The organism is Sulfitobacter sp. AS92, assembly GCF_038900015.1.
Classification (GTDB): domain Bacteria; phylum Pseudomonadota; class Alphaproteobacteria; order Rhodobacterales; family Rhodobacteraceae; genus Sulfitobacter.
Window position 1 is genome coordinate 1 of record NZ_JBBMQL010000006.1, and the last position, 18,678, is coordinate 18,678.

Below are 18,678 nucleotides of genomic sequence, written 5' to 3' on the forward strand. Positions count from 1 at the left end.
GCCCAGCTTGACTGGGCGGCGCCGTTTGTTTTCGGAATGATGCCTATGACGCCGTCGCTGTGCCAAGCGTCTTGAGGATCGGACAGTCGGGCCGGTCGTCCCCAGCACAGTCGCGGACCAGTGTACTCAGCGTGTCGCGCATATCTTGCAAGCCGCTGATCTTGGCTTCGATCTGCGCCAAATGCTCTTTCGCAATCGCGCGCACATCCGCACTGGCGCGGTTCTTATCCTCCCAAAGCGCCAGCAGGTTGCGGCAATCTTCGATGCTGAACCCCAAGGTTCGGGCGCGGCCCAAAAAGGCCAGCTTGTGCATCTCGCTCTCGCGGAAGGCGCGGTAGCCATTGGCGTCGCGCAGGGGTTTGACCAGCCCGATATCTTCGTAATAGCGGATGGTTTTCGGCGGCAGGCCGGTGTGCTGTGAGACTTCTCCGATGTTCATGTTGCGCTCCTATTCTGCGGCCACGGGGGCGGCAGCCCGTGGTTCATTTTGTGGGGTGGTGCTTTCGGCCAAGGGGGCGGCAATCCAGCGCAGACGCAGCGCGTTGCTGAGGACAAAAACGCTCGACAGGGCCATCGCGCCGGCGGCCAATGCGGGCGACAAAAGCCAGCCGGTCAGCGGATAGAAGGCGCCCGCCGCGACTGGGATCAGCAGCACGTTATAGCCGAAGGCCCAGAAGAGGTTCTGGCGGATGTTGGCCATGCTCCGCTGGCTCACGTCGATGGCATTGACCACGCCGCGCAGGTCGCCCGACATCAGCACCACATCCGCGGCCTCAATCGCCACATCTGTGCCCGTGCCGATGGCAAGGCCCACATCGGCCTGCGCCAGTGCTGGGGCGTCGTTGATCCCGTCACCGACAAAGGCGATACGGTTGCCGCCCTCTTTCAGCTTGTCGATGGCGGCCACTTTGCCGTCTGGCAGTACTTCGGCGACGACGCGATCGATGCCCAGTTGCGCGGCGATGGTCTCTGCCGTGCCACGATTGTCACCGGTGATCATTGCCACCTGAAGTCCGAGGTCATGGAGGCGCGCGATGGCCTCTGGCGTGCCGGGCTTGATGGGGTCGGCGACGGCAATCACAGCGGCCAACTGGCCGTCAATTGCGGCATAGAGCGGGGTTTTCCCCGCTTTGGCCAAGTCTGCCGCGATCGGCCCGTTGGTGTCCAGATCGATCCCTTCGCGGAGCATAAGACGGTCAGCCCCCAAGATAACTTTGCGGTCTGACACCGTGGCACTGACCCCATAGCCGGTGTGCGATTGAAAATCACGCAGGTCGCTGGGCAGTTTGCCCGCAAGCTCAGCCCGGCGCACGATGGCTTGGGCGATTGGATGCTCTGAACGCACCTCGACCGCGCCAATCAGGGGCAGCACCTCGTCTTCGGTAAGATCGCCCACCAGCACCAGATCGGTGAGTTCGGGTTTGCCCTTGGTCAGCGTGCCGGTCTTGTCCAAGGCCACGGTCTTAACACTTTGCAACGTTTGCAACGCATCTCCTTGGCGGAACAACACGCCCAATTGCGCCGCCCGTCCGGTGCCGACCATGATCGAGGTCGGCGTGGCCAGACCCATCGCACAGGGGCAGGCGATGATCAGCACCGCCACCGCCGCCACCAGAGCGTGGCCAAGCGACGGGCCAAAGGCCAGCCAGACACCAAAGGTCACTAATGCTACGGCGATCACCACAGGAACAAACCACAGGGTGATCCGGTTTACCAAGTCTTGGATGGGCAGCTTTGCGCCTTGGGCCTCTTCGACCATGCGGATGATCTGCGCCAGCATCGTGTCGCCGCCAACTTTGGTTGCGCGGAACGTGAGGCTGCCGGTGCCATTGACTGTACCGCCGACAAGCTCTGTGCCGATGGCTTTCTCAACTGGTACAGGTTCGCCCGTGATCATGCTCTCATCCACGTAGGATTGGCCTTCGGTGACAACACCATCTGTGGCGATCTTCTCACCGGGGCGGAGGTGAATGATGTCCCCCGCCACGATATCATCTATGGCAAGCTCAACGATTGCTCCGTCACGCTCAACCCGCGCACTGCGCGCGCGCAGACCCATCAATTTGGTGATGGCCGCCCCGGTGCGCCCTTTGGCGCGCGCCTCAAGATAGCGGCCCAGCAAGATCAGCGTCACGATCACCGCCGCCGCTTCGAAATACACCACGCGGCTGCCGTCTGGCAGCAGACCCGGCGCAAAAAGGGCAGTCACCGAGAAAAGCCAAGCCGCCCCCGAGCCGAGCGCCACCAGTGAATTCATATCCGGCGCGCCCTTCAGCAGGGCAGGCAGCCCCTTGGTATAGAAATGCCGCCCCGGCCACGCCAACACGAGTGTTGTAAGGATGAATTGAATGACCCAGCTTGTCTCCATCCCGATGGTCGTCAGTACCCAGTGGTGGAACGCCGGGATCAGGTGACCGCCCATTTCCAGCACGAAAACCGGAATTGTTAAGGCCGCTGCGAGCAACGTCATTCGCTTAAGCTGCGCGGCTTCCGCTTCTTTTCGGGCGGCGGCATCTGGGCCGGGGGTGCCTGGCGTATCAAGGGTCGCGGGATAGCCTGCTTGAGCTGCGGCATCGCGCAGGGCTGTGAGCAGGTTCGCATCCTCCAAGGTCTCAACCTGCGCTTCTTCTGTCGCAAGGTTAACAGAGGCCGAGAGCACGCCGGGCACCGCGGAAAGAGCACGCTCGACCCGACCCACACAGGAGGCACAGCTCATATTGGAAAGTTTTAACCGATGAGTCGTCTTGCGGGCTGGGTAGCCGGCTTGGGTTAACGCCGCTTCGACCTTCGCCGCGTCGAAACCGGGGGCTGTGCTCACACGCAGGTTTTCCGCAGCCAAATTCACCCGCGCTTCGCGAACGCCTTCAACCGCGTTCACCGCCTTTTCCACACGTCCCACACAAGACGCGCAGCTCATATTTTGCACCCCAAAGGTGAGTGTATCCGCATCGTCCATTTTTTGAGCCTCTTTCATTGATAACCCTCATATGGGGCTTCCAGCCACTGGAGGGTCAAGGGCCTATTTCACAAATAAAACGGGCGGAGTAGGAAAGGGAGAATCGTGGTGAATGACCTGAAGAGCGCGCCAGCGATCAGCCCAGAACGCAGATCGCTTTGGGCGAAATAGCCTATTTTACAGGATATCTGGGCGTCATGAGCGCTGCATCGCTATTCGGAAGCATATCTTAATACCTTTCTGCGCAACTGCTTCCAACTCGCTTCGTCGGTAAGTTGTGTCAAAAGGTAGTGAGCACGAATATGCATTTTGAACTGAATTTTATAGGCGTCTTTCTAGAACGCATTTTTAGCGGTTTCTTCTCGGTGGCCCGACGGGGACGCGGGGGCGCGGCGCTTGGCTTGAGGATTCTCTGCGCCACGCTTTTGCCTCTGGTTTTCACGACAAAAGCAGCATTTGCGCAGCAGTTGATTCTGAACACTGTCGGGGCGCCAACCGTTGTGGGTGCCGGTATCGGAGAGCGTGCATTGTGGTCCAACGCCGGCACCGTGGGCGGCGTGGCCGTCGATATCGTCGCTGAGATGGCCTTTGCCAGCAGGGACCATGTTTTTACCACCGGCAACGGCCAGATCCAGATCACGTCGACGGGGCAGGATCCGCATTTTATGGACTTCTACCTCTATGAGGCGGGCACCCATGATATTACGACCAACTCTGGCGGTGTGCCGGTTGTCGCGGATGTATTTTTTCAAATTAACGACATTGATGGGCCCGTCAACGAACAGGTCTATGTCAATATCTGCGATGGCACTGTCGAATTCGTTCGGGTTGATCGAAGTGCGACAACCTATCGGGGCTATATTGAGGGGCCGGATGCGAACCTCGGGACAGAGGTTTTCTATCTCGCCGGGGATCAAGGTTATAGCAACCAGCCGGTTTCTGGGCTGGAAATTTTCTATCCGCAGACATCGACCTTCAACTTTGGCCGGACCGCGAACAACGGCTTTCTCGTTCTGCTGTCCAATCCGACCTATGACGAAACGCAGACCTATGACCTTCAATGTGGCGATTTCAAAGCGCCCGTGTTGCAAGACGACCTGAAAGAGCAGGTTCTGGGTGAGCCGGTTGTGTTGAACATCCTCTTCAACGACAGCGTCGCGACAGAGAACAACAACGCCCCCGCAAATAATTCCGGTGAGCCGAGCGAATATGCCAAACAGGCCGTTGATCTGATCCCGCCCACAGGTGCGCTTAACATTGTGACCGATTCCGAAGGCCACCGGGTCGGGTTTGATGTGCTAGGGGAAGGAACATGGAGCTATGATGATCTGACCGGAGAGTTGACCTTCACCCCTTTCGCAGCCTTTTTCGCAGCGCCGACACCAATCAACTACCGCTATCAGTCGCCCATCGTCTTGCCCAACGAACCGCAGGCCTATTCTGCCCCGGCGCAGGTCTCTATCGATGTGGGCTCTGTCGGTCTGCTGAAACTCGCGCAGTTGGTGGATACAAACCTAAACGGCTATGCCGACGCGGGGGAGACGATCGCCTATGTCTTCACCGCAGAAAACTTCGGCAATGTCGATCTGACCAATGTGCAGCTTGCCGAGACGCAGTTCAGCGGCAAGGGCGTGCCGCCGGTAATTACCTTTCAGGCCGCAACATCGTTGTCGCCCGAAGGCACGCTGCTGGTCGGGGAAAGGGCCGTCTATACGGCGACCTACACGCTGGTGCCCGAAGATTTGGACACCACGATCTCCAATCAGGCGGAGGTGACCGCGCAAACGCCGGGGGGGACGGTTGTGTCTGATCTTTCCGACTCGGAAAACCCCGGCGATGGGGATGGCACCCCCTCGAACGGGCCGGGAGCAGGGCGCGACGATCCCACCACGATCTACGCCGGATCCGGCCCCGACCGGGGCGATGCGCCGATCACCTATGGTGATCCGCAACATGCCGACACCTCGCAATACTGGATCGGCGCGCTCAATGGCGATGGCGACGGTTCAGCGCAGCATTCGGTCGACGGGACGGGCGATGACTTGGACGGCAACGACGACGAAAGCGAAGAGGCGTTTCCGCAGCTCTATGGCGATCTGACCCGCACGGCCACGGTGGTTGTGAATGAGCCGTCCCCGGGCAGTGGCTATCTACAGGCTTTCGTCGATTTCGGGGGCGATGGCCTCTTTCTTGGGGATCAGGTGGCGACCGACATCCAAGACGGTGGCCCCCAAGACCTCGACGGCGCGGTGAACGGAGAGATTTCCTTTCCCATAAGTGTTCCGGCGACGGCGGTACTGACGCCGACATTCGTCCGCCTGCGTTGGTCGTCGGCGGCCGGGGTGGGTGCCCTTACCGCTGCACCCGACGGGGAAGTCGAGGACTACGGCATCACCATCAAGACGCCGCCCGACGCTGACCGTGGCGATGCCCCGGCCAGCTATGGCGATCCACAGCATATCATCGAAGGCCCCGGCGCGCCTGAGGTCTATCTTGGCACGGTCCCGCCTGATATTGATCTGCTGGCACAGAACTCTATCGGGGCTACGGGCGACGACGCCGATGGGTCTGATGACGAAGACGGGGTGGTCCTGCCGCAGTTCTATCGCGGGGGGCTGGCCGAGATTGCAGTCACGGTGAACGACCGAAGCGGCGCAACAAGGTCGTCGTATCTTCAGGCTTTCATTGACTTTAATGGCGATGGTACCTTTGGCCAAGTGGGGGAGCAGGTCGCCCTGAACCTGCAAGACGGCGACCCGCTTGATAAGGATGGCGCCACCGATGGGTCGATCCTATTTGAGGTGGCGGTTCCTGCCGGGGCCACAACCCTGCCGACCTATGCCCGCTTTCGCTGGTCTACGGACAATGCCGGCCTTAACACCGCCTTTGAGGGCGAAGTGGAAGACTACGCGCTCACCATCTCCAGTGATCCGCCGCCGCTCGTTTGCGATGCATCGCTTTATGCGATCGTAGACAGCCCTTCCACACTTGTGCGAATGACCTTTCGCGATGGCGGGGGCAGCTATGCCACCACGGTGAATTCTTCGGCTTCAACGGGGGATAACCGGGATGGGGCGTGGGGATACAACGCACTGGACGGTTATATCTATGGCGTGGATTCGAACACCCGGAGGCTCTATCGGATCGATGGGGCTGGGAGTATCACGGACTTCGGCAATATTTCTGGGGCGGACGATGCCTTGAATGCGGGGGATATTCTGCCCAATGGTCGGCTGATCTACGAAGTAGACCAAAATACTTGGCAGATCGTTGACCTGACCAACCCTGCCGCGCCGATCGCATTGGGAACAATCAACCTCACCATCGGCGTTAATCCGGAAGACCTGGCCTTTAACCCTGTTGACGGCATCATGTATGGGATCGACAGAAACTCCGGCTTTTTGTTCCGCGCGGCAGTCAACAACGGCACACCGGGGAGCGTGACACCGCAAGCGATTGGGCCTGCAGTCTATGCCGGAATGTTCGATGCATTGTGGTTTGACCGCGATGGCAGGCTCTATGGCTATTCAAACACCACCAACAATCTTTTCATTATTTCCACCGCGACGGGTGTGCCGCGACTGGTTTCGAACATCCCTGGTGATGAAGGCGATCAGAGCGATGGCATCTCCTGCCGGGGGCCGGCGCCGATCCCGCTGGGAGGCATATCCGGCAATATCTACGAGGATGCAGATGCCTCTGACGTGAAGGATAACGGAGAGACAAATTTCGGCGCAGGTGTGGGCATCTCGGTCTATGCCGACAATGGCACCCCAGCCAACACTGCCGATGACGTGTTTCTAGTGACAACCGATACGCTGGCCGATGGCACCTACGCGGTGGGTGATCTGATGGTAAACACGACCTACCGTGTGGCGCTGGATGAGGCGGACCCGGATCTGCCCTCAGGGCTGACCATCGGCACCTCAAATCCTCTGATTGGCGTGGCGGTCTCTGGCAATAGCGTTACCACAGATCAAGACTTTGGCTTTGACCCGGCGGGAAGCGATCTTGAACTTACCAAAATCGCCGCGGCAACTGGCACCACCACACCCATCACAAATGTATCCGAAGGCGACACGATTGATTGGATTATCACAATAACCAACGTTAGCGGCGGCTCACCCTCTGGCGTCAAGGTGATTGACCAGATTCCCAGTGGGTTTGCCTATGTTTCCGACGATGCCCCTGCCACTGGTGACACCTATGACCCCAATACTGGCTTGTGGTTTGTGGATGAGCTGCTCAGCGGTGCCAGTGAGACGCTGACGATTACCACCGCGGTGCTGGGCAGCGGCGATTTTACCAATCAGGCCGAGATTATCTATAGCTCGCTACCCGATCCTGACAGCGATCCCAACACCGGGCCGTTGACCGATGACCTTTTTGACCAACTCCCCGATGATGATGAGGCGTCCTATTCGGTGAACTTGGTAACGGGGGAGCGGATCTTGTCGGGCCAGGTCTTTATCGATAACGGGGCAGGCGGCGGCACTGCGCATGACGCGCTGCGCAACGGCAGCGAAAGCGGGGCCTCATCCGCAGTTCTTGAGATCCTCGACAGCAGTGGCACAGTGCTGGCCACGCCCGGTGTGGCGGCCGATGGAACTTGGAGCTATGGGCTCTCAGGCACCTACAGCGGGGCCATCACAATCCGTGCAATACCAGCCAATGACTACCGCGCGATCTCAGAAGCAACGAGCGGACTTCCCGACCTGGTGGACGCGAATCCGCATGATGGTGAATTTACCTTCACGCCCGAAGCCTTTGGCAATCGCATGGGGTTGGACATCGGCCTTCTGCAATTGCCCAGCTTGACGAATGATCGGACCACCACGGTCGCACAAGGCCAAGTGGCCACCTTGCCGCATATCTACACCGCCACGTCTGAAGGGCAGGTGACCTTCTCCTTCGCCGGGGCCACATCGACCCCGACCGGCGCTTTCAGCGCAGCGCTCTATCAAGATGTCAGTTGTGACGACAGCCTTGACGGACCGATCACCGGTCCCATCGCAGTCACCACGGGGCAAACCATCTGCATCGTCTCGCGCGTCTCTGCGGGATCGGGCGCTGGGCAGGGCAGCACCTATGTTTATCAAGTGCTGGCCGCGACTGCATTTGCGCGCACCACGGTTACAAGCTCAGTCAGCAACACCGATGAAATCTCGGTCGGCGGGCAATCCACCCAGATTGAACTGCGCAAAACGGTGGAGAATGAGACCCAAGGTACGCTGGAAGGGACCACCAATCTCGGCAGTGTCAATGATATCCTGCTCTACCGGATTTACCTGCGCAACAAGGCGACCACGCAAGCCTCAAACGTCAAAATCTATGATATGACACCGCCCTATACGAGCCTTTCAGAGCCAATTGTCGATCCGCAGCAGGTGTCGCCCAATCTCAACTGTGATCTGGTGCGACCTGCAAGCAATGTGGCGAGCTATGCAGGTGCGATCGAGTGGAACTGCACGGGGCAAATGTTACCTGGAGAAACCGGGGCCGTGCAGTTCAGGGTGGGGATTCAATAGCAGGACCGGTACCTATATCCCGTATCGGGGCGCATCCATTTTGCTAAGCCAAACCTAGCGCGCATCGCGGGCCAATCGCAGGCCCATCATCTGCCAGCGTTGATGCGGATAAAAGAACGTCCGGTAGCTGGGACGGAGCTGATCTTTAGGCGTGGCACAGGAACCACCGCGCAGCACGCGCTGGTTGACCATGAACTTGCCGTTGTATTCACCTAAAGCGCCTTCAGGCGGCCGGAAACCGGGATAGGGGGCAAAGTCAGAGGATGTCCACTCCCAAACATCGCCCCAAATGCCCTGTCCAGGCAAAGGCCGGAGCGGCCCAAGATCACCCGCATCGCCCATCAAGTTGCCGCCCATCGCCACGTCGCGAAAGGCGACCTCATGCTCTGCTTCGGTGGGCAAACGGCCCCCGGCCCAACGGGCAAAGGCTTCGGCCTCATAGTAGCTGACATGTACGACGGGCGCGTCAAGCGCTACGGGCTGGGGGCCGCGCAGGCTGAAGGTCCACCATTCGCCATCCTGCCGCCACCAATATAGCGGATGCTCCCAGCCTTCGCGCTGCGCAACTGCATGACCTTCCATTAGCCAAAGCCGCGCGTCGCTGTAGCCGCCATCCTCCATAAAAGCGATCCATTCGCGGTTGGTCACCGGGCGGTCGGCAATCTCAAAGGGGTCAAGCCACGTCTTGTGCCGCGGTCCTTCGCAATCATACGCAAAGCCGTCTCCGTCATGACCAATTTCGATAAGGCCGCCCGCGTGGCGCGTGAAATTGAGCGGGGTTTGATCAGTCACCACAAGCGGCTCGGGGTCTTTATAGGTCGGCAGGAGGGGATTAAAGCTCAGCCCATGCAGCAGGTCCGTGATCAAAAGCTCCTGATGCTGCATTTCGTGGTGACAGCCCAGTTCGACCAAATGCGCGATCTCATGAGAATCGTCGCGGCTGGCGTTCATCAAATCGTTCAAACTGTTTTCGACATGATCCCGGTAGGCCCGCACGGCCCCTCCGTCCGGGCGCGACACCAATCCGCGTTTGTCACGGGCATGCCGCGGCCCGGCTTGGACATAGTAAGAGTTAAACAGCACGGCGAAACGTTCATCCGGTGACCTGTAATCCGCAACCCGCGGTTTGAGGATGAACTCTTCAAAGAACCACGTCGTATGCGCCAGATGCCATTTCACCGGAGAGGCGTCTTCCATACTTTGCAGCATCATATCTTCGGGACAGAGCGGTGCCGCCAATGCCTGCGTCCGGCTGCGGGTCGCAGTGAAAAGGTTCAACGCCTCATCAGGGGACATTTCCAGGGGGGTGGCATTCATATCGCGCGCTCCTTTGATGGTCCACTGACGGGCTCCACTATGGCCAAATTTAAGGCCGACGTGCAGATTTCAAGTGGTAAGTGATGCCTAACAGGTGGGGCATGGAGGGCTTTCGCGCTTGGCCTAGCGCAAAAGATCGCCTCGGGGCACGTCGCCCAAAAGCCGCGCGCAGCAGGTGCTGACTGACTGTTAGCTGTCTTTTCGACACGCAAGAGCGGCGCCGCGGTTAAAACCTAAGCGTACGCTTGGGCTTTCGCCGGAAGGCTCCATAAGCCGCCCGGCCTTGCCCTCAATAGCAAAGTAAGGCCGAAAACGTCGCGCGGATCATCAACACGCGAGGCAGGTCTCAGCATAGGGCGTTTGAAATTATTCAGAAGAAGTGGTGCCCCCACACGGACTCGAACCGCGGACCTACTGATTACAAATCAGTTGCTCTACCAGCTGAGCTATAGGGGCACTGGGGGCTCATTTAGAGAAAGGACGCGGGGGGTGCAAGAGGGGAAATGCGGGATTCTTTCGGATTTTACACGGGCCACGGGACGGGCTATTCAACGCCAAGGTTTTAGCGGTTGAGCGGAGTATCATGCAGCTCGTTTTGCACACAGGTGTCCATTTCACAGAAGACGAGCGGCTGCTTAAGTGCCTGCTGCGTAACCAAGATGATCTTGCCAAGGCGGGGATCAAGGTGCCGGGACCCAGCACCTACCGCAACCTGTTTCGCGACACACTCAACGCCATGCACAAAGCCGAGCCGTCGGGCGTGGCGCGTGACGTATTGCTGGATGCGTTTCTGGATGATGGGACGGCAAGCCGTGTGATCCTGTCGGATGCGAATTTCTTCCGCTCGCCGGCGACGGCCCTGCAGCAGGGGATGCTATATTCGGCAGCGCCTGTACGGATGATGCGTATGGCACAGCTTTTCCCCGAAGATGAGATCAGCATCTTTATGGCGATTCGAAACCCTGCGTCGCTGGTGCCCGTGCTTTATGAAAAAGCGGCAGATAAAACCTCGGCGGCGTTCTGGGGCGAGCGGGGCCCGGAAGACCTGCGATGGTCCGAAACTATAAGCCAGCTGCGCGAGGCGGCACCGGATGTCCCAATTACAATTTGGTGCAACGAGGATGCGCCGCTGATCTGGGCGCAGATCATCCGCGACATGGCCGGATTGGCGCCGGAGACCAAGATCAAAGGCGGCTTTGATCTTCTGCACGCCATCATGTCCGAAGAGGGGATGCGGCGTTTCCGCAGCTATGTCGACACGCACCCTGAGATGTCTGAGGCGCAGAAACGGCGGGTAATTACCGCTTTTCTCGACAAATACGCGCTCGAAGAAGAGATCGAAGAAGAGCTCGACATGCCCGGCTGGACCGAAGAGTTGGTCGAGCGGATGACTGCGCTTTATGACGCGGATGTCGAGATCATCCGCGCCATGCCGGGTGTCACCTTTATCACGCCCTAAGGCTTAGTCTGCACCGGCCAATTCGGTGATCACGTCATAGGCCATGGCCACATCCTCGGCCGTGGCGGTGAAAGCGCCCGCTTGGAACCGGATGACCAGCGCCCCGTCGATGCGGGTTTGGGTGAGGTAGATGCGGCCATCGTCGTTGATGCGATTGAGCAGGCCTTGGTTATGCGCATCTAGGTTTGCGGTCGCAATATGGCGGAAGGTGAAGAGCGATAGCATCGGTTGCGTGACAATCTCAAAGCCTTCCGTCCTTTCAAGCCGTGCGGCCAAATCCTGCGCCCATGTCACATGGTTGCGGATCATCTCGCGCAGCCCTTCCAGCCCATGCGCACGGATCAAGAACCATAGTTTCAACGCCCGAAAGCGGCGGCCCAGTGGCACCGACCATTCGGAATAGTTCACGATTCTGTCCGCGCCGTGGGTTTTCAGATACTCCGGCTGGATCGCCAGCGTGCGGACCAAATCTTCGGGGTCGCGCAGGAAGTGGGTCGTGCAATCAAACTGCGCACCCAGCCATTTATGGGGGTTCATCACCACGGAATCGGCACGTTCCACCCCGGCCCAGAGGGTGCGGAACTCAGGGCAGATCATCGCCGATCCGGCCCATGCCGCGTCGACATGGGTGTAAAGCCCTTCGGCCTCGGCCACATCCATTACGGCGGCGATGTCGTCGCTTGCGCCCGCGCTGGTGCCGCCCGTGCAGGCGATGATGCCCGCAGGCAGATGCCCTGCTGCGCGGTCGGCAGCGATGGCTGCGCGCAAGGCGTCTGCATCCATCGCGCGGGTTGGGCCTTGGGTCGGGATGCGCACAAGGTTCTCTTCGCCCAGTCCCGCGATCCAGATGGCCCGGTCGATGGAGGTGTGGACCTCTGCTGAGCAATAGACCCGCAGGCGTGGCTGACCGGAAAGCCCCGCTTTGTTGCCCTGCCAATTTAACGTTCGTTCGCGCATGGTCAGTACGGCGCAAAGCGTGGCAGAGCTGGCGCTGTCTTGGATCACCCCGGTGAACCCATCTGGCAAGCCAATGGCTTGGCGCATCCAATCGCAGACGCGGGTCTCCAACTCAGTCGCCGCCGGAGAGGTCTGCCACAGCATGCACTGCGCCGCGATGGCTGAAACGAAATACTCCGCCAGCACTGACACCGGGGCCGCATTGGCGGGGAAATAGGCAAAGAACCGGGGGTGCTGCCAATGGGTCATGCCGGGCATAATGGTCTGCTCAAAATCGTCAAAGATTGCCTGCATCGCCTCGGCCCCTTCGGGCGGGGCGTCGGGCAGGGCAGAGAGCACCGCGCCGGGGGTGACCTGTGCGCGCACCGGGCGGCTGCGCAGGCCCGCGTGGTAATCTGCGGCCCAGTCGGCGGCACGGCGGCCCCAATGGCGGAAATCTTCCCAATTCATGCGCGGCTCCCGTGGTTCTTTGTCTTGGTTCTGTTGCGCATTTCCTGCCCCTTGTTGTTGTATTGTCTCACTATTGTTCCGCTCTGCATCGCCTCTTCAAGAATGCCACTACAGCGGTTATGGTGATCGTCACGCCCTAAGGGGCGGTGTTTGACTTGGTAAGTAGCGATCAGGAAACCGTCAAGAATGGCCACAATGCCCCCCCTGCGCCGCACGGCCCGTTCCCTGCCGATTGCGCTCTTGCGCGCCCGCGAAAGGGTAATGGGACCGATCCGGGAAATCCTGAATGAAAGCGGCATCTCGGAACAGAAGTTCCGCGTGCTGCGCGTGGTCGAAGAATCCGGCCCGATGGAGCAAACTGCACTGGCGCAAGAAGCCTGCCTTTTGCTGCCCAGCCTGACCCGTATGCTACGCGCGATGGAGCAAGAGGGACTGCTCAGCCGCGCAAGTGACCCAGACGACGGGCGCAAATCTATTGTCACGATTACCGATCAGGGGCAGCAAATTTTGCAAGACCACGCGGGTGATGCCGCCGCGTTGTTTTCCGATTTTGAAGCGCGTTTCGGCAAGCAGCGGATGGAAGACCTGCTGGATATGCTCGAAGACCTCGTCAATTTGGATATGCAGAAAAAGACTGATGGGCAGAAGAAAGACTGACGGGCAGGGTGCTTAGCCCCCGTTGACCGCCCGCCGCACTGCGCAAATCCCAGCCAATGCCATGCGGCTGCCGTCAGCTTCGGTCGCGGGCGCGCCTTGCTGCGACAAGGCCCGCAGGTATAGCTGCGCCGCGCCGCCTGCGCCGATCACCGCCAAGGTTTGCCCCAACCAATAGGGGCGCGCTGCCGCCAGTTCCGCGCCGATAAGCGTACCAGCCAACCGCGCTTCCGCCGTGGGGTGCGGAACCTCTCCCAATGTCAAGTCGGCACGGATGGAGGCCAGCCGCCCCGCCAGCCGCTCTGGGCGCGACAGCCCATCGCTGAGGGCGTCGTCGAAGGCCGTGTCGTCCAGCGCGGTGCCCTCGGCGGGGGTGCCTTGGCCCAAGTGGCCCAGCAATTCTCCGGTCAGGAAGGTCTGAAAGCTAACCACTTCGCCTGCGCTGATCTGGGCCCAAACCGAAGTCGCTCCCGGCAGGCAGATGACACCGTCCCAATCTTTATTGAGGTTCAGAAAACCTGCGATCCGCGTCTCCGCCCCTTGCAGCAACCCACTTGGCTCACGCTGGCGCAGGGAAGGGATAATCTGAAGGTCGAAGTTTTCTGTTGCATTGGGCGTTGTTGCTTGGGCAGTTGCATTGCAAGGAACCGCGCGGGGGGTGGCATTGGCCCAGCCCGCAGAGAGCCCCGCAACAAATGTCGGTAGGCGGGTCAGACGCCACGGAGCGGTGAGGGTTTTCAGTATCGCGTCGAACTCCTCAACGGAGGACTGCTGCGCGGCGTCGCCATCCGTTGTAGCGGTCTCAAGGACTGAGCTGCCCTGCATCGCCCAGAGGTTCAAACGCGTCTCCTCTACCTCTACGGCCAGCCAGTCTGCCTTGCTCACATCTGTCATTTTGCCGCCCTTCGTCGTGAATCTCCTGTCTGCCATAGGCCCTGTGACCATTGGGTTCAATCCTTCTGCCCGTCGTCTTGCCAATATTACTTTAAGCCTAAAATATTTACTCTTGAACGAAAAAGCGACTCGGCCTAGGCTCCCTCCAAACCGAACCAGAGGGGAATTTCGATGCGTGCAATCTGTCTTGGCGGTGGTCCTGCGGGGCTGTACTTCGCGATCTCGCTCAAACTGCGCCAGCCTGACGCCGATGTGACCGTGATGGAGCGTAACCGCGCCGATGACACTTTCGGGTGGGGCGTTGTGCTCTCGGATGAGACGCTCGATAACCTTGAGGCCAACGACCCGGTTTCGGCCAAAGAGATCCGCAGCCATTTTGCCTATTGGGACGATATTGCCCTACACCATAAGGGCCATGTGATCCACAGCACTGGCCACGGTTTCTGTGGCATCGGGCGCAAACGTTTGCTGCTGATCTTGCAAGAACGGGCGCGCGAACTGGGGGTGAACCTTCAGTTTGAAAGCGAAGTTAAAGCCGCGTTTGACTATATGGACGATTACGATCTGGTGGTCGCTGCCGACGGGCTAAACTCCAAAACCCGGATGGAGTTCGAAGATACGTTCCAACCCGACATCGACGTGCGCCGCTGCCCCTTTGTCTGGCTCGGCACGCATCAGAAGTTCGACAACGCCTTTACCTTCATCTTTGAGAAGACCGACAAAGGCTGGATTTGGGTCCACGCCTATCAGTTCGACAAGGACACGGCGACTTTCATCGTGGAATGCAGCCAAGAGACCTTTGACGCTTACGGCTTCGGCGAAAAGACCCAGGAAGAGACCATCGCGATCTGCGAGGAGATCTTCAAAGACCACCTCGGCGGCCACAAGCTGATGACCAACGCGAGCCACATCCGCGGCTCAGCTTGGATCAAGTTCCCCCGCGTACTCTGCGAAAAGTGGAGCCATGAGAATGTCGTGCTCTTGGGCGATGCCTCGGCCACGGCGCATTTCTCGATCGGGTCGGGCACGAAACTGGCGCTGGAATCCGCGATTTCGCTGGCCAAGCACGTTAGCGATGATGCGGACCTGCCCACCGCCTTTGAGAAATACGAAGAAGCCCGCCGGCTCGAAGTGCTGCGTCTGCAATCGGCGGCGCGCAACTCGGTCGAATGGTTTGAGGACGTGGAGCGCTATCTCGATCTTGACCCGGTGCAGCTGAACTACTCCATGCTGACCCGCAGCCAGCGGATCAGCCATGAAAACCTGCGCGAACGTGATGCCAAGTGGTTGGAAGGGGCCGAGAAATGGTTCCTCGAACAGGCGGGCGCCGACAGCAACGGCCCGGTGCGCGCGCCGATGTTCGCGCCGTTTCAACTGCGTGACATGAAGCTCGAGAACCGTATCGTCGTCTCGCCCATGGCGCAGTACAAGGCCGTCGATGGCTGCCCGACCGATTGGCACCTGATCCACTACGCCGAACGCGCCAAGGGCGGCGCGGGGCTGGTCTATACCGAGATGACCTGCGTCTCGCCCGAGGGTCGGATCACGCCGGGCTGTCCGGGCCTCTATGCGCCCGAGCACGAGGCCGCGTGGAAGCGCCTGACCGATTTCGTTCATGCCGAGACGGATGCCAAAATCTGCTGCCAGATCGGCCACTCGGGGCGCAAAGGCTCGACACAGCTCGGCTGGGAAGAGATGGACGCGCCGCTGAAAGCCGGGAACTGGGACATCATATCGGCCTCCGCGATCCCGTGGTCGGAAAACAACGCCGTGCCACGCGCCGCGACGCGCGATGACATGGATACGATCCGCGACGAATTCGTCGAGGCCACCCGCATGGCCGAGCGCGCCAGTTTCGACATGGTTGAGTTGCACGCGGCCCACGGTTATCTGATTTCGTCCTTCATCTCGCCCCTGTCGAACCAGCGCGAAGATGAATACGGCGGCAGCCTGGAAAACCGGATGCGCTATCCGCTTGAGGTCTTCAAAGCGATGCGCGACGCATGGCCCGAAGGGAAGCCGATGGCAGTGCGTATCTCCGCCAACGACTGGGTTGAAGAAGACGGCGTCACGCCTGAAGAAGCCGTTGAAATCGCTCGCATGTTCAGCGAAGCCGGGGCCGATATCATCGATGTGTCCGCGGGCCAAACCTCGAAACAAGCCCAGCCGGTCTATGGCCGCATGTTCCAGACCCCCTTCAGCGACCGCATCCGCAACGACGGCGGGATCAAGACCATGGCGGTGGGCAACATCTTTGAAGCGGACCACGTCAATTCGATCTTGATGGCCGGCCGTGCCGATCTGGTCTGCCTTGCCCGTCCGCATTTGGCCGATCCCTATTGGACGCTTCATGCCGCCGCCGCGATTGGCGACCGCCATGCCGACTGGCCGCTGCCTTACGGGCCGGGCCGCGATCAGGCTTGGCGTCTCGCAGATCGCGCTGCTGAAATGGAGAAAGTATGAGCCATATCATCATCACCGGCGGCGGCTCTGGCGTGGGGGCAGAGATCGCCCGCGCCGTGGCCGACAGCGGCGCGAAAGTGACCATCATGGGCCGCCGTGAAGCGCCCCTGCGCGAACAGGGCTTGCCGTTCCAGACCTGTGACGTGACCGATGCACAGGCCGTGGCGGATGCTTTCGCCGCCGCCCGTGCGGAAAATGGCCCCATCACTGGCGTCATCGCCAATGCAGGGGCCGCCCATTCGGCGCCCTTCCACAAGATCACCGCGCGGGACATGACCGACATGCTGGCGGTCAACGTCACCGGCGTTTTCAATGTCTGGCAGGCGGCGCTGGCCGAGATGAGAGAGGCCAAACATGGCCGGCTCATCGCCGTCGCCTCCACCGCCGGGCTTAAGGGCTATCCTTATGTCGCGGGCTATGTCGCGGCGAAACACGGCGTGGTCGGGCTGACCCGCGCGCTGGCACTGGAAGTGGCACGCTCCGGCATCACCGTGAACGCCATTTGCCCCGGTTTCATTGACACGCCACTGCTGGAGCGTTCGGTCGAGAACATCACTGCCACCACCGGCAAAAGCGCAGATGAGGCCCGCGCCATCCTGAAGCGCGCCAGCCCGCAAAACCGCTTCGTAGAAACCTCGGAAGTCGCCGCCGCAGCGCTCTACTTGCTGTCGGACGCCGCCGCTTCGGTCAACGGCCACGCGCTGTCTTTGTCGGGGGGCGAGGTGTGAGCAGCGCGGCCAAGGATCGCGTGCGCCTCTGGCTGCGGCTGCTGAAAGTCGTGCGCGGCCTTGAGCAGGAGTTGCGCGACACGCTGCGCCGCGAACACAATACCACGCTGCCGCGCTTCGATGTGATGTCGGCGCTCTCGCGGCATCCGGAGGGGCTGAAGATGAGCCAGCTTTCGGGCGTGTTGCGGGTATCAAATGGCAATGTCACGGGCATCGCCGACCGGCTGAGCGAAGAGGGCCTGGTGGAACGCATCCCCGTGCCCGGCGACCGCCGCGCGATGATGCTGCGGCTGACACCCCAAGGCACCGCCGAATTTGCGCTTCAAGCGCAGGCACATGAAGACTGGATCAACGAAAAACTGCGCGGAGTCTCCCCCGAGGAAGCCCGCGCTATGGCGGCCCGCCTTCAGGCTTTCGCCGCAGAAACGGAAAAAGAGGAAAAAGCCCATGCGCAGTGATGTGAAGCACTTTCAATGCGAGATTAACGACCGGATCGCTACCGTGCGGCTGGACCGGCCCGACCGGAAAAACCCGCTGACCTTCGACAGCTACGCTGAGCTGCGCGATTGGTTCCGCGATCTGGTCTATGCCGATGATGTCGATGTGGTGATCTTCGGTTCCAACGGAGGTAACTTTAGCTCCGGCGGCGATGTACATGATATCATTGGGCCTTTGACCCGGATGAACATGAAGGAACTGCTGCGTTTCACCCGGATGACCGGAGATTTGGTCAAGGCAATTGTGAACTGCGGCAAGCCGGTGATCGCCGCCGTCGACGGTGTCTGCGTCGGCGCGGGCGCGATCATTGCCATGGCCTCGGACCTGCGGCTGGCAACGGCGGAAGCCAAGACGGCCTTCCTTTTCACCCGCGTGGGCCTTGCAGGCTGCGACATGGGCGCTTGCGCGATCCTGCCGCGCATCATCGGCCAGACGCGGGCTGCCGAGCTCCTCTACACAGGGCGGGCGATGTCCGCCGAGGAAGGCGAACGCTGGGGCTTCTATAACCGCTTGGTGACAGGCGACACATTGGAAGAGGAAGCGCTGAAACTGGCGCAGAAAATTCAAGCGGGCCCAAATTTCGCGCATATGATGACCAAGACCATGCTGGCGCAGGAGTGGGCCATGTCCATCGAACAGGCCATCGAAGCCGAAGCGCAGGCGCAGGCGATCTGCATGCAGACCGGCGATTTTGAGCGCGCCTACAACGCTTTCGTCGCGAAGGAACGCCCAGTCTTTGAAGGGGACTGAGCCAATAACAACACGCCAAATGAC

The 18,678-nt window shown here is 60.1% G+C and carries 12 protein-coding genes and 1 tRNA gene; 7 read left to right on the forward strand and 6 right to left on the reverse strand.

What is annotated here, in order from left to right; all coding sequences use genetic code 11:
* Positions 1–43: 43 nt before the first annotated feature.
* Both cueR and WNY61_RS11950 read right to left on the reverse strand, forming a co-directional pair.
* Positions 44–439 carry a Cu(I)-responsive transcriptional regulator gene (cueR, locus tag WNY61_RS11945; RefSeq protein WP_342851662.1) on the reverse strand — a complete coding sequence of 132 codons (396 nt, stop codon included), beginning with the start codon at positions 437–439 and terminating at the stop codon, positions 44–46.
* 9 nt (positions 440–448) lie between these two features.
* Positions 449–2,974: a heavy metal translocating P-type ATPase gene (locus WNY61_RS11950; protein WP_342851663.1), complete on the reverse strand. Its 2,526-nt coding sequence runs from the start codon at positions 2,972–2,974 to the stop codon at positions 449–451.
* A 284-nt stretch (positions 2,975–3,258) separates the two neighbouring features.
* Between WNY61_RS11950 and WNY61_RS11955 the strand changes: the two genes are divergently transcribed.
* A complete protein-coding gene (locus WNY61_RS11955; RefSeq protein ID WP_342851664.1) occupies positions 3,259–8,484 on the forward strand; it encodes a GEVED domain-containing protein in 5,226 nt (1,741 codons plus the stop codon).
* A 54-nt stretch (positions 8,485–8,538) separates the two neighbouring features.
* Here WNY61_RS11955 and egtB read toward each other — a convergent pair whose 3' ends face one another.
* Positions 8,539–9,801: an ergothioneine biosynthesis protein EgtB gene (gene egtB / locus WNY61_RS11960; protein WP_342851665.1), complete on the reverse strand. Its 1,263-nt coding sequence runs from the start codon at positions 9,799–9,801 to the stop codon at positions 8,539–8,541.
* A gap of 380 nt (positions 9,802–10,181) precedes the next feature.
* Positions 10,182–10,257: transfer RNA gene (locus WNY61_RS11965), tRNA-Thr, on the reverse strand.
* 127 nt (positions 10,258–10,384) lie between these two features.
* On the opposite strand from WNY61_RS11965, the gene WNY61_RS11970 reads away from it, so the two are divergent.
* Positions 10,385–11,260 (forward strand): hypothetical protein, encoded by an 876-nt coding sequence (locus WNY61_RS11970; protein WP_342851666.1) that lies wholly within the window; start codon positions 10,385–10,387, stop codon positions 11,258–11,260.
* Between the two features lie 3 nt (positions 11,261–11,263).
* On the opposite strand, the gene WNY61_RS11975 is transcribed toward WNY61_RS11970, so the two are convergent.
* Positions 11,264–12,667, reverse strand: coding sequence for a pyridoxal-dependent decarboxylase (locus tag WNY61_RS11975; RefSeq protein ID WP_342851667.1), 1,404 nt, complete (start codon positions 12,665–12,667; stop codon positions 11,264–11,266).
* 186 nt (positions 12,668–12,853) lie between these two features.
* On the opposite strand from WNY61_RS11975, the gene hpaR reads away from it, so the two are divergent.
* Positions 12,854–13,324, forward strand: coding sequence for a homoprotocatechuate degradation operon regulator HpaR (hpaR, locus tag WNY61_RS11980; RefSeq protein ID WP_243264820.1), 471 nt, complete (start codon positions 12,854–12,856; stop codon positions 13,322–13,324).
* A gap of 12 nt (positions 13,325–13,336) precedes the next feature.
* Here the strand turns inward: hpaR and WNY61_RS11985 are convergent, their stop codons facing one another.
* Entirely contained in the window at positions 13,337–14,215 is an 879-nt protein-coding gene (locus tag WNY61_RS11985; protein WP_342851668.1) for a 2-dehydro-3-deoxygalactonokinase, read from the reverse strand.
* Positions 14,216–14,386: 171 nt separating this feature from the next.
* Between WNY61_RS11985 and WNY61_RS11990 the strand changes: the two genes are divergently transcribed.
* Genes WNY61_RS11990 through WNY61_RS12005 form a run of 4 tightly spaced genes read left to right on the forward strand, consistent with a single transcriptional unit; the run spans position 14,387 to position 18,654 of the window.
* Positions 14,387–16,678 carry a bifunctional salicylyl-CoA 5-hydroxylase/oxidoreductase gene (locus WNY61_RS11990; RefSeq protein WP_342851669.1) on the forward strand — a complete coding sequence of 764 codons (2,292 nt, stop codon included), beginning with the start codon at positions 14,387–14,389 and terminating at the stop codon, positions 16,676–16,678.
* Positions 16,675–17,406: an SDR family NAD(P)-dependent oxidoreductase gene (locus WNY61_RS11995; RefSeq protein WP_342851670.1), complete on the forward strand. Its 732-nt coding sequence runs from the start codon at positions 16,675–16,677 to the stop codon at positions 17,404–17,406. The genes WNY61_RS11990 and WNY61_RS11995 overlap by 4 nt, the downstream gene beginning before the upstream one ends.
* Positions 17,403–17,864: a MarR family transcriptional regulator gene (locus tag WNY61_RS12000; protein WP_342851671.1), complete on the forward strand. Its 462-nt coding sequence runs from the start codon at positions 17,403–17,405 to the stop codon at positions 17,862–17,864. Before WNY61_RS11995 ends, WNY61_RS12000 begins: the two co-directional genes overlap by 4 nt.
* Positions 17,854–18,654 carry an enoyl-CoA hydratase family protein gene (locus WNY61_RS12005; protein ID WP_342851672.1) on the forward strand — a complete coding sequence of 267 codons (801 nt, stop codon included), beginning with the start codon at positions 17,854–17,856 and terminating at the stop codon, positions 18,652–18,654. Before WNY61_RS12000 ends, WNY61_RS12005 begins: the two co-directional genes overlap by 11 nt.
* The last annotated feature ends 24 nt before the right edge of the window (positions 18,655–18,678 follow it).

Coding starts and splice junctions, on each gene's coding strand:
- cueR (WP_342851662.1), bottom strand. CDS start 439: ATGAACATCGGAGAAGTCTCACAGCACACCGGCCTGCCGCCGAAAACC.
- WNY61_RS11950 (WP_342851663.1), bottom strand. CDS start 2,974: ATGAAAGAGGCTCAAAAAATGGACGATGCGGATACACTCACCTTTGGG.
- WNY61_RS11955 (WP_342851664.1), top strand. CDS start 3,259: ATGCATTTTGAACTGAATTTTATAGGCGTCTTTCTAGAACGCATTTTT.
- egtB (WP_342851665.1), bottom strand. CDS start 9,801: ATGAATGCCACCCCCCTGGAAATGTCCCCTGATGAGGCGTTGAACCTT.
- WNY61_RS11970 (WP_342851666.1), top strand. CDS start 10,385: ATGCAGCTCGTTTTGCACACAGGTGTCCATTTCACAGAAGACGAGCGG.
- WNY61_RS11975 (WP_342851667.1), bottom strand. CDS start 12,667: ATGAATTGGGAAGATTTCCGCCATTGGGGCCGCCGTGCCGCCGACTGG.
- hpaR (WP_243264820.1), top strand. CDS start 12,854: ATGGCCACAATGCCCCCCCTGCGCCGCACGGCCCGTTCCCTGCCGATT.
- WNY61_RS11985 (WP_342851668.1), bottom strand. CDS start 14,215: ATGACAGATGTGAGCAAGGCAGACTGGCTGGCCGTAGAGGTAGAGGAG.
- WNY61_RS11990 (WP_342851669.1), top strand. CDS start 14,387: ATGCGTGCAATCTGTCTTGGCGGTGGTCCTGCGGGGCTGTACTTCGCG.
- WNY61_RS11995 (WP_342851670.1), top strand. CDS start 16,675: ATGAGCCATATCATCATCACCGGCGGCGGCTCTGGCGTGGGGGCAGAG.
- WNY61_RS12005 (WP_342851672.1), top strand. CDS start 17,854: ATGCGCAGTGATGTGAAGCACTTTCAATGCGAGATTAACGACCGGATC.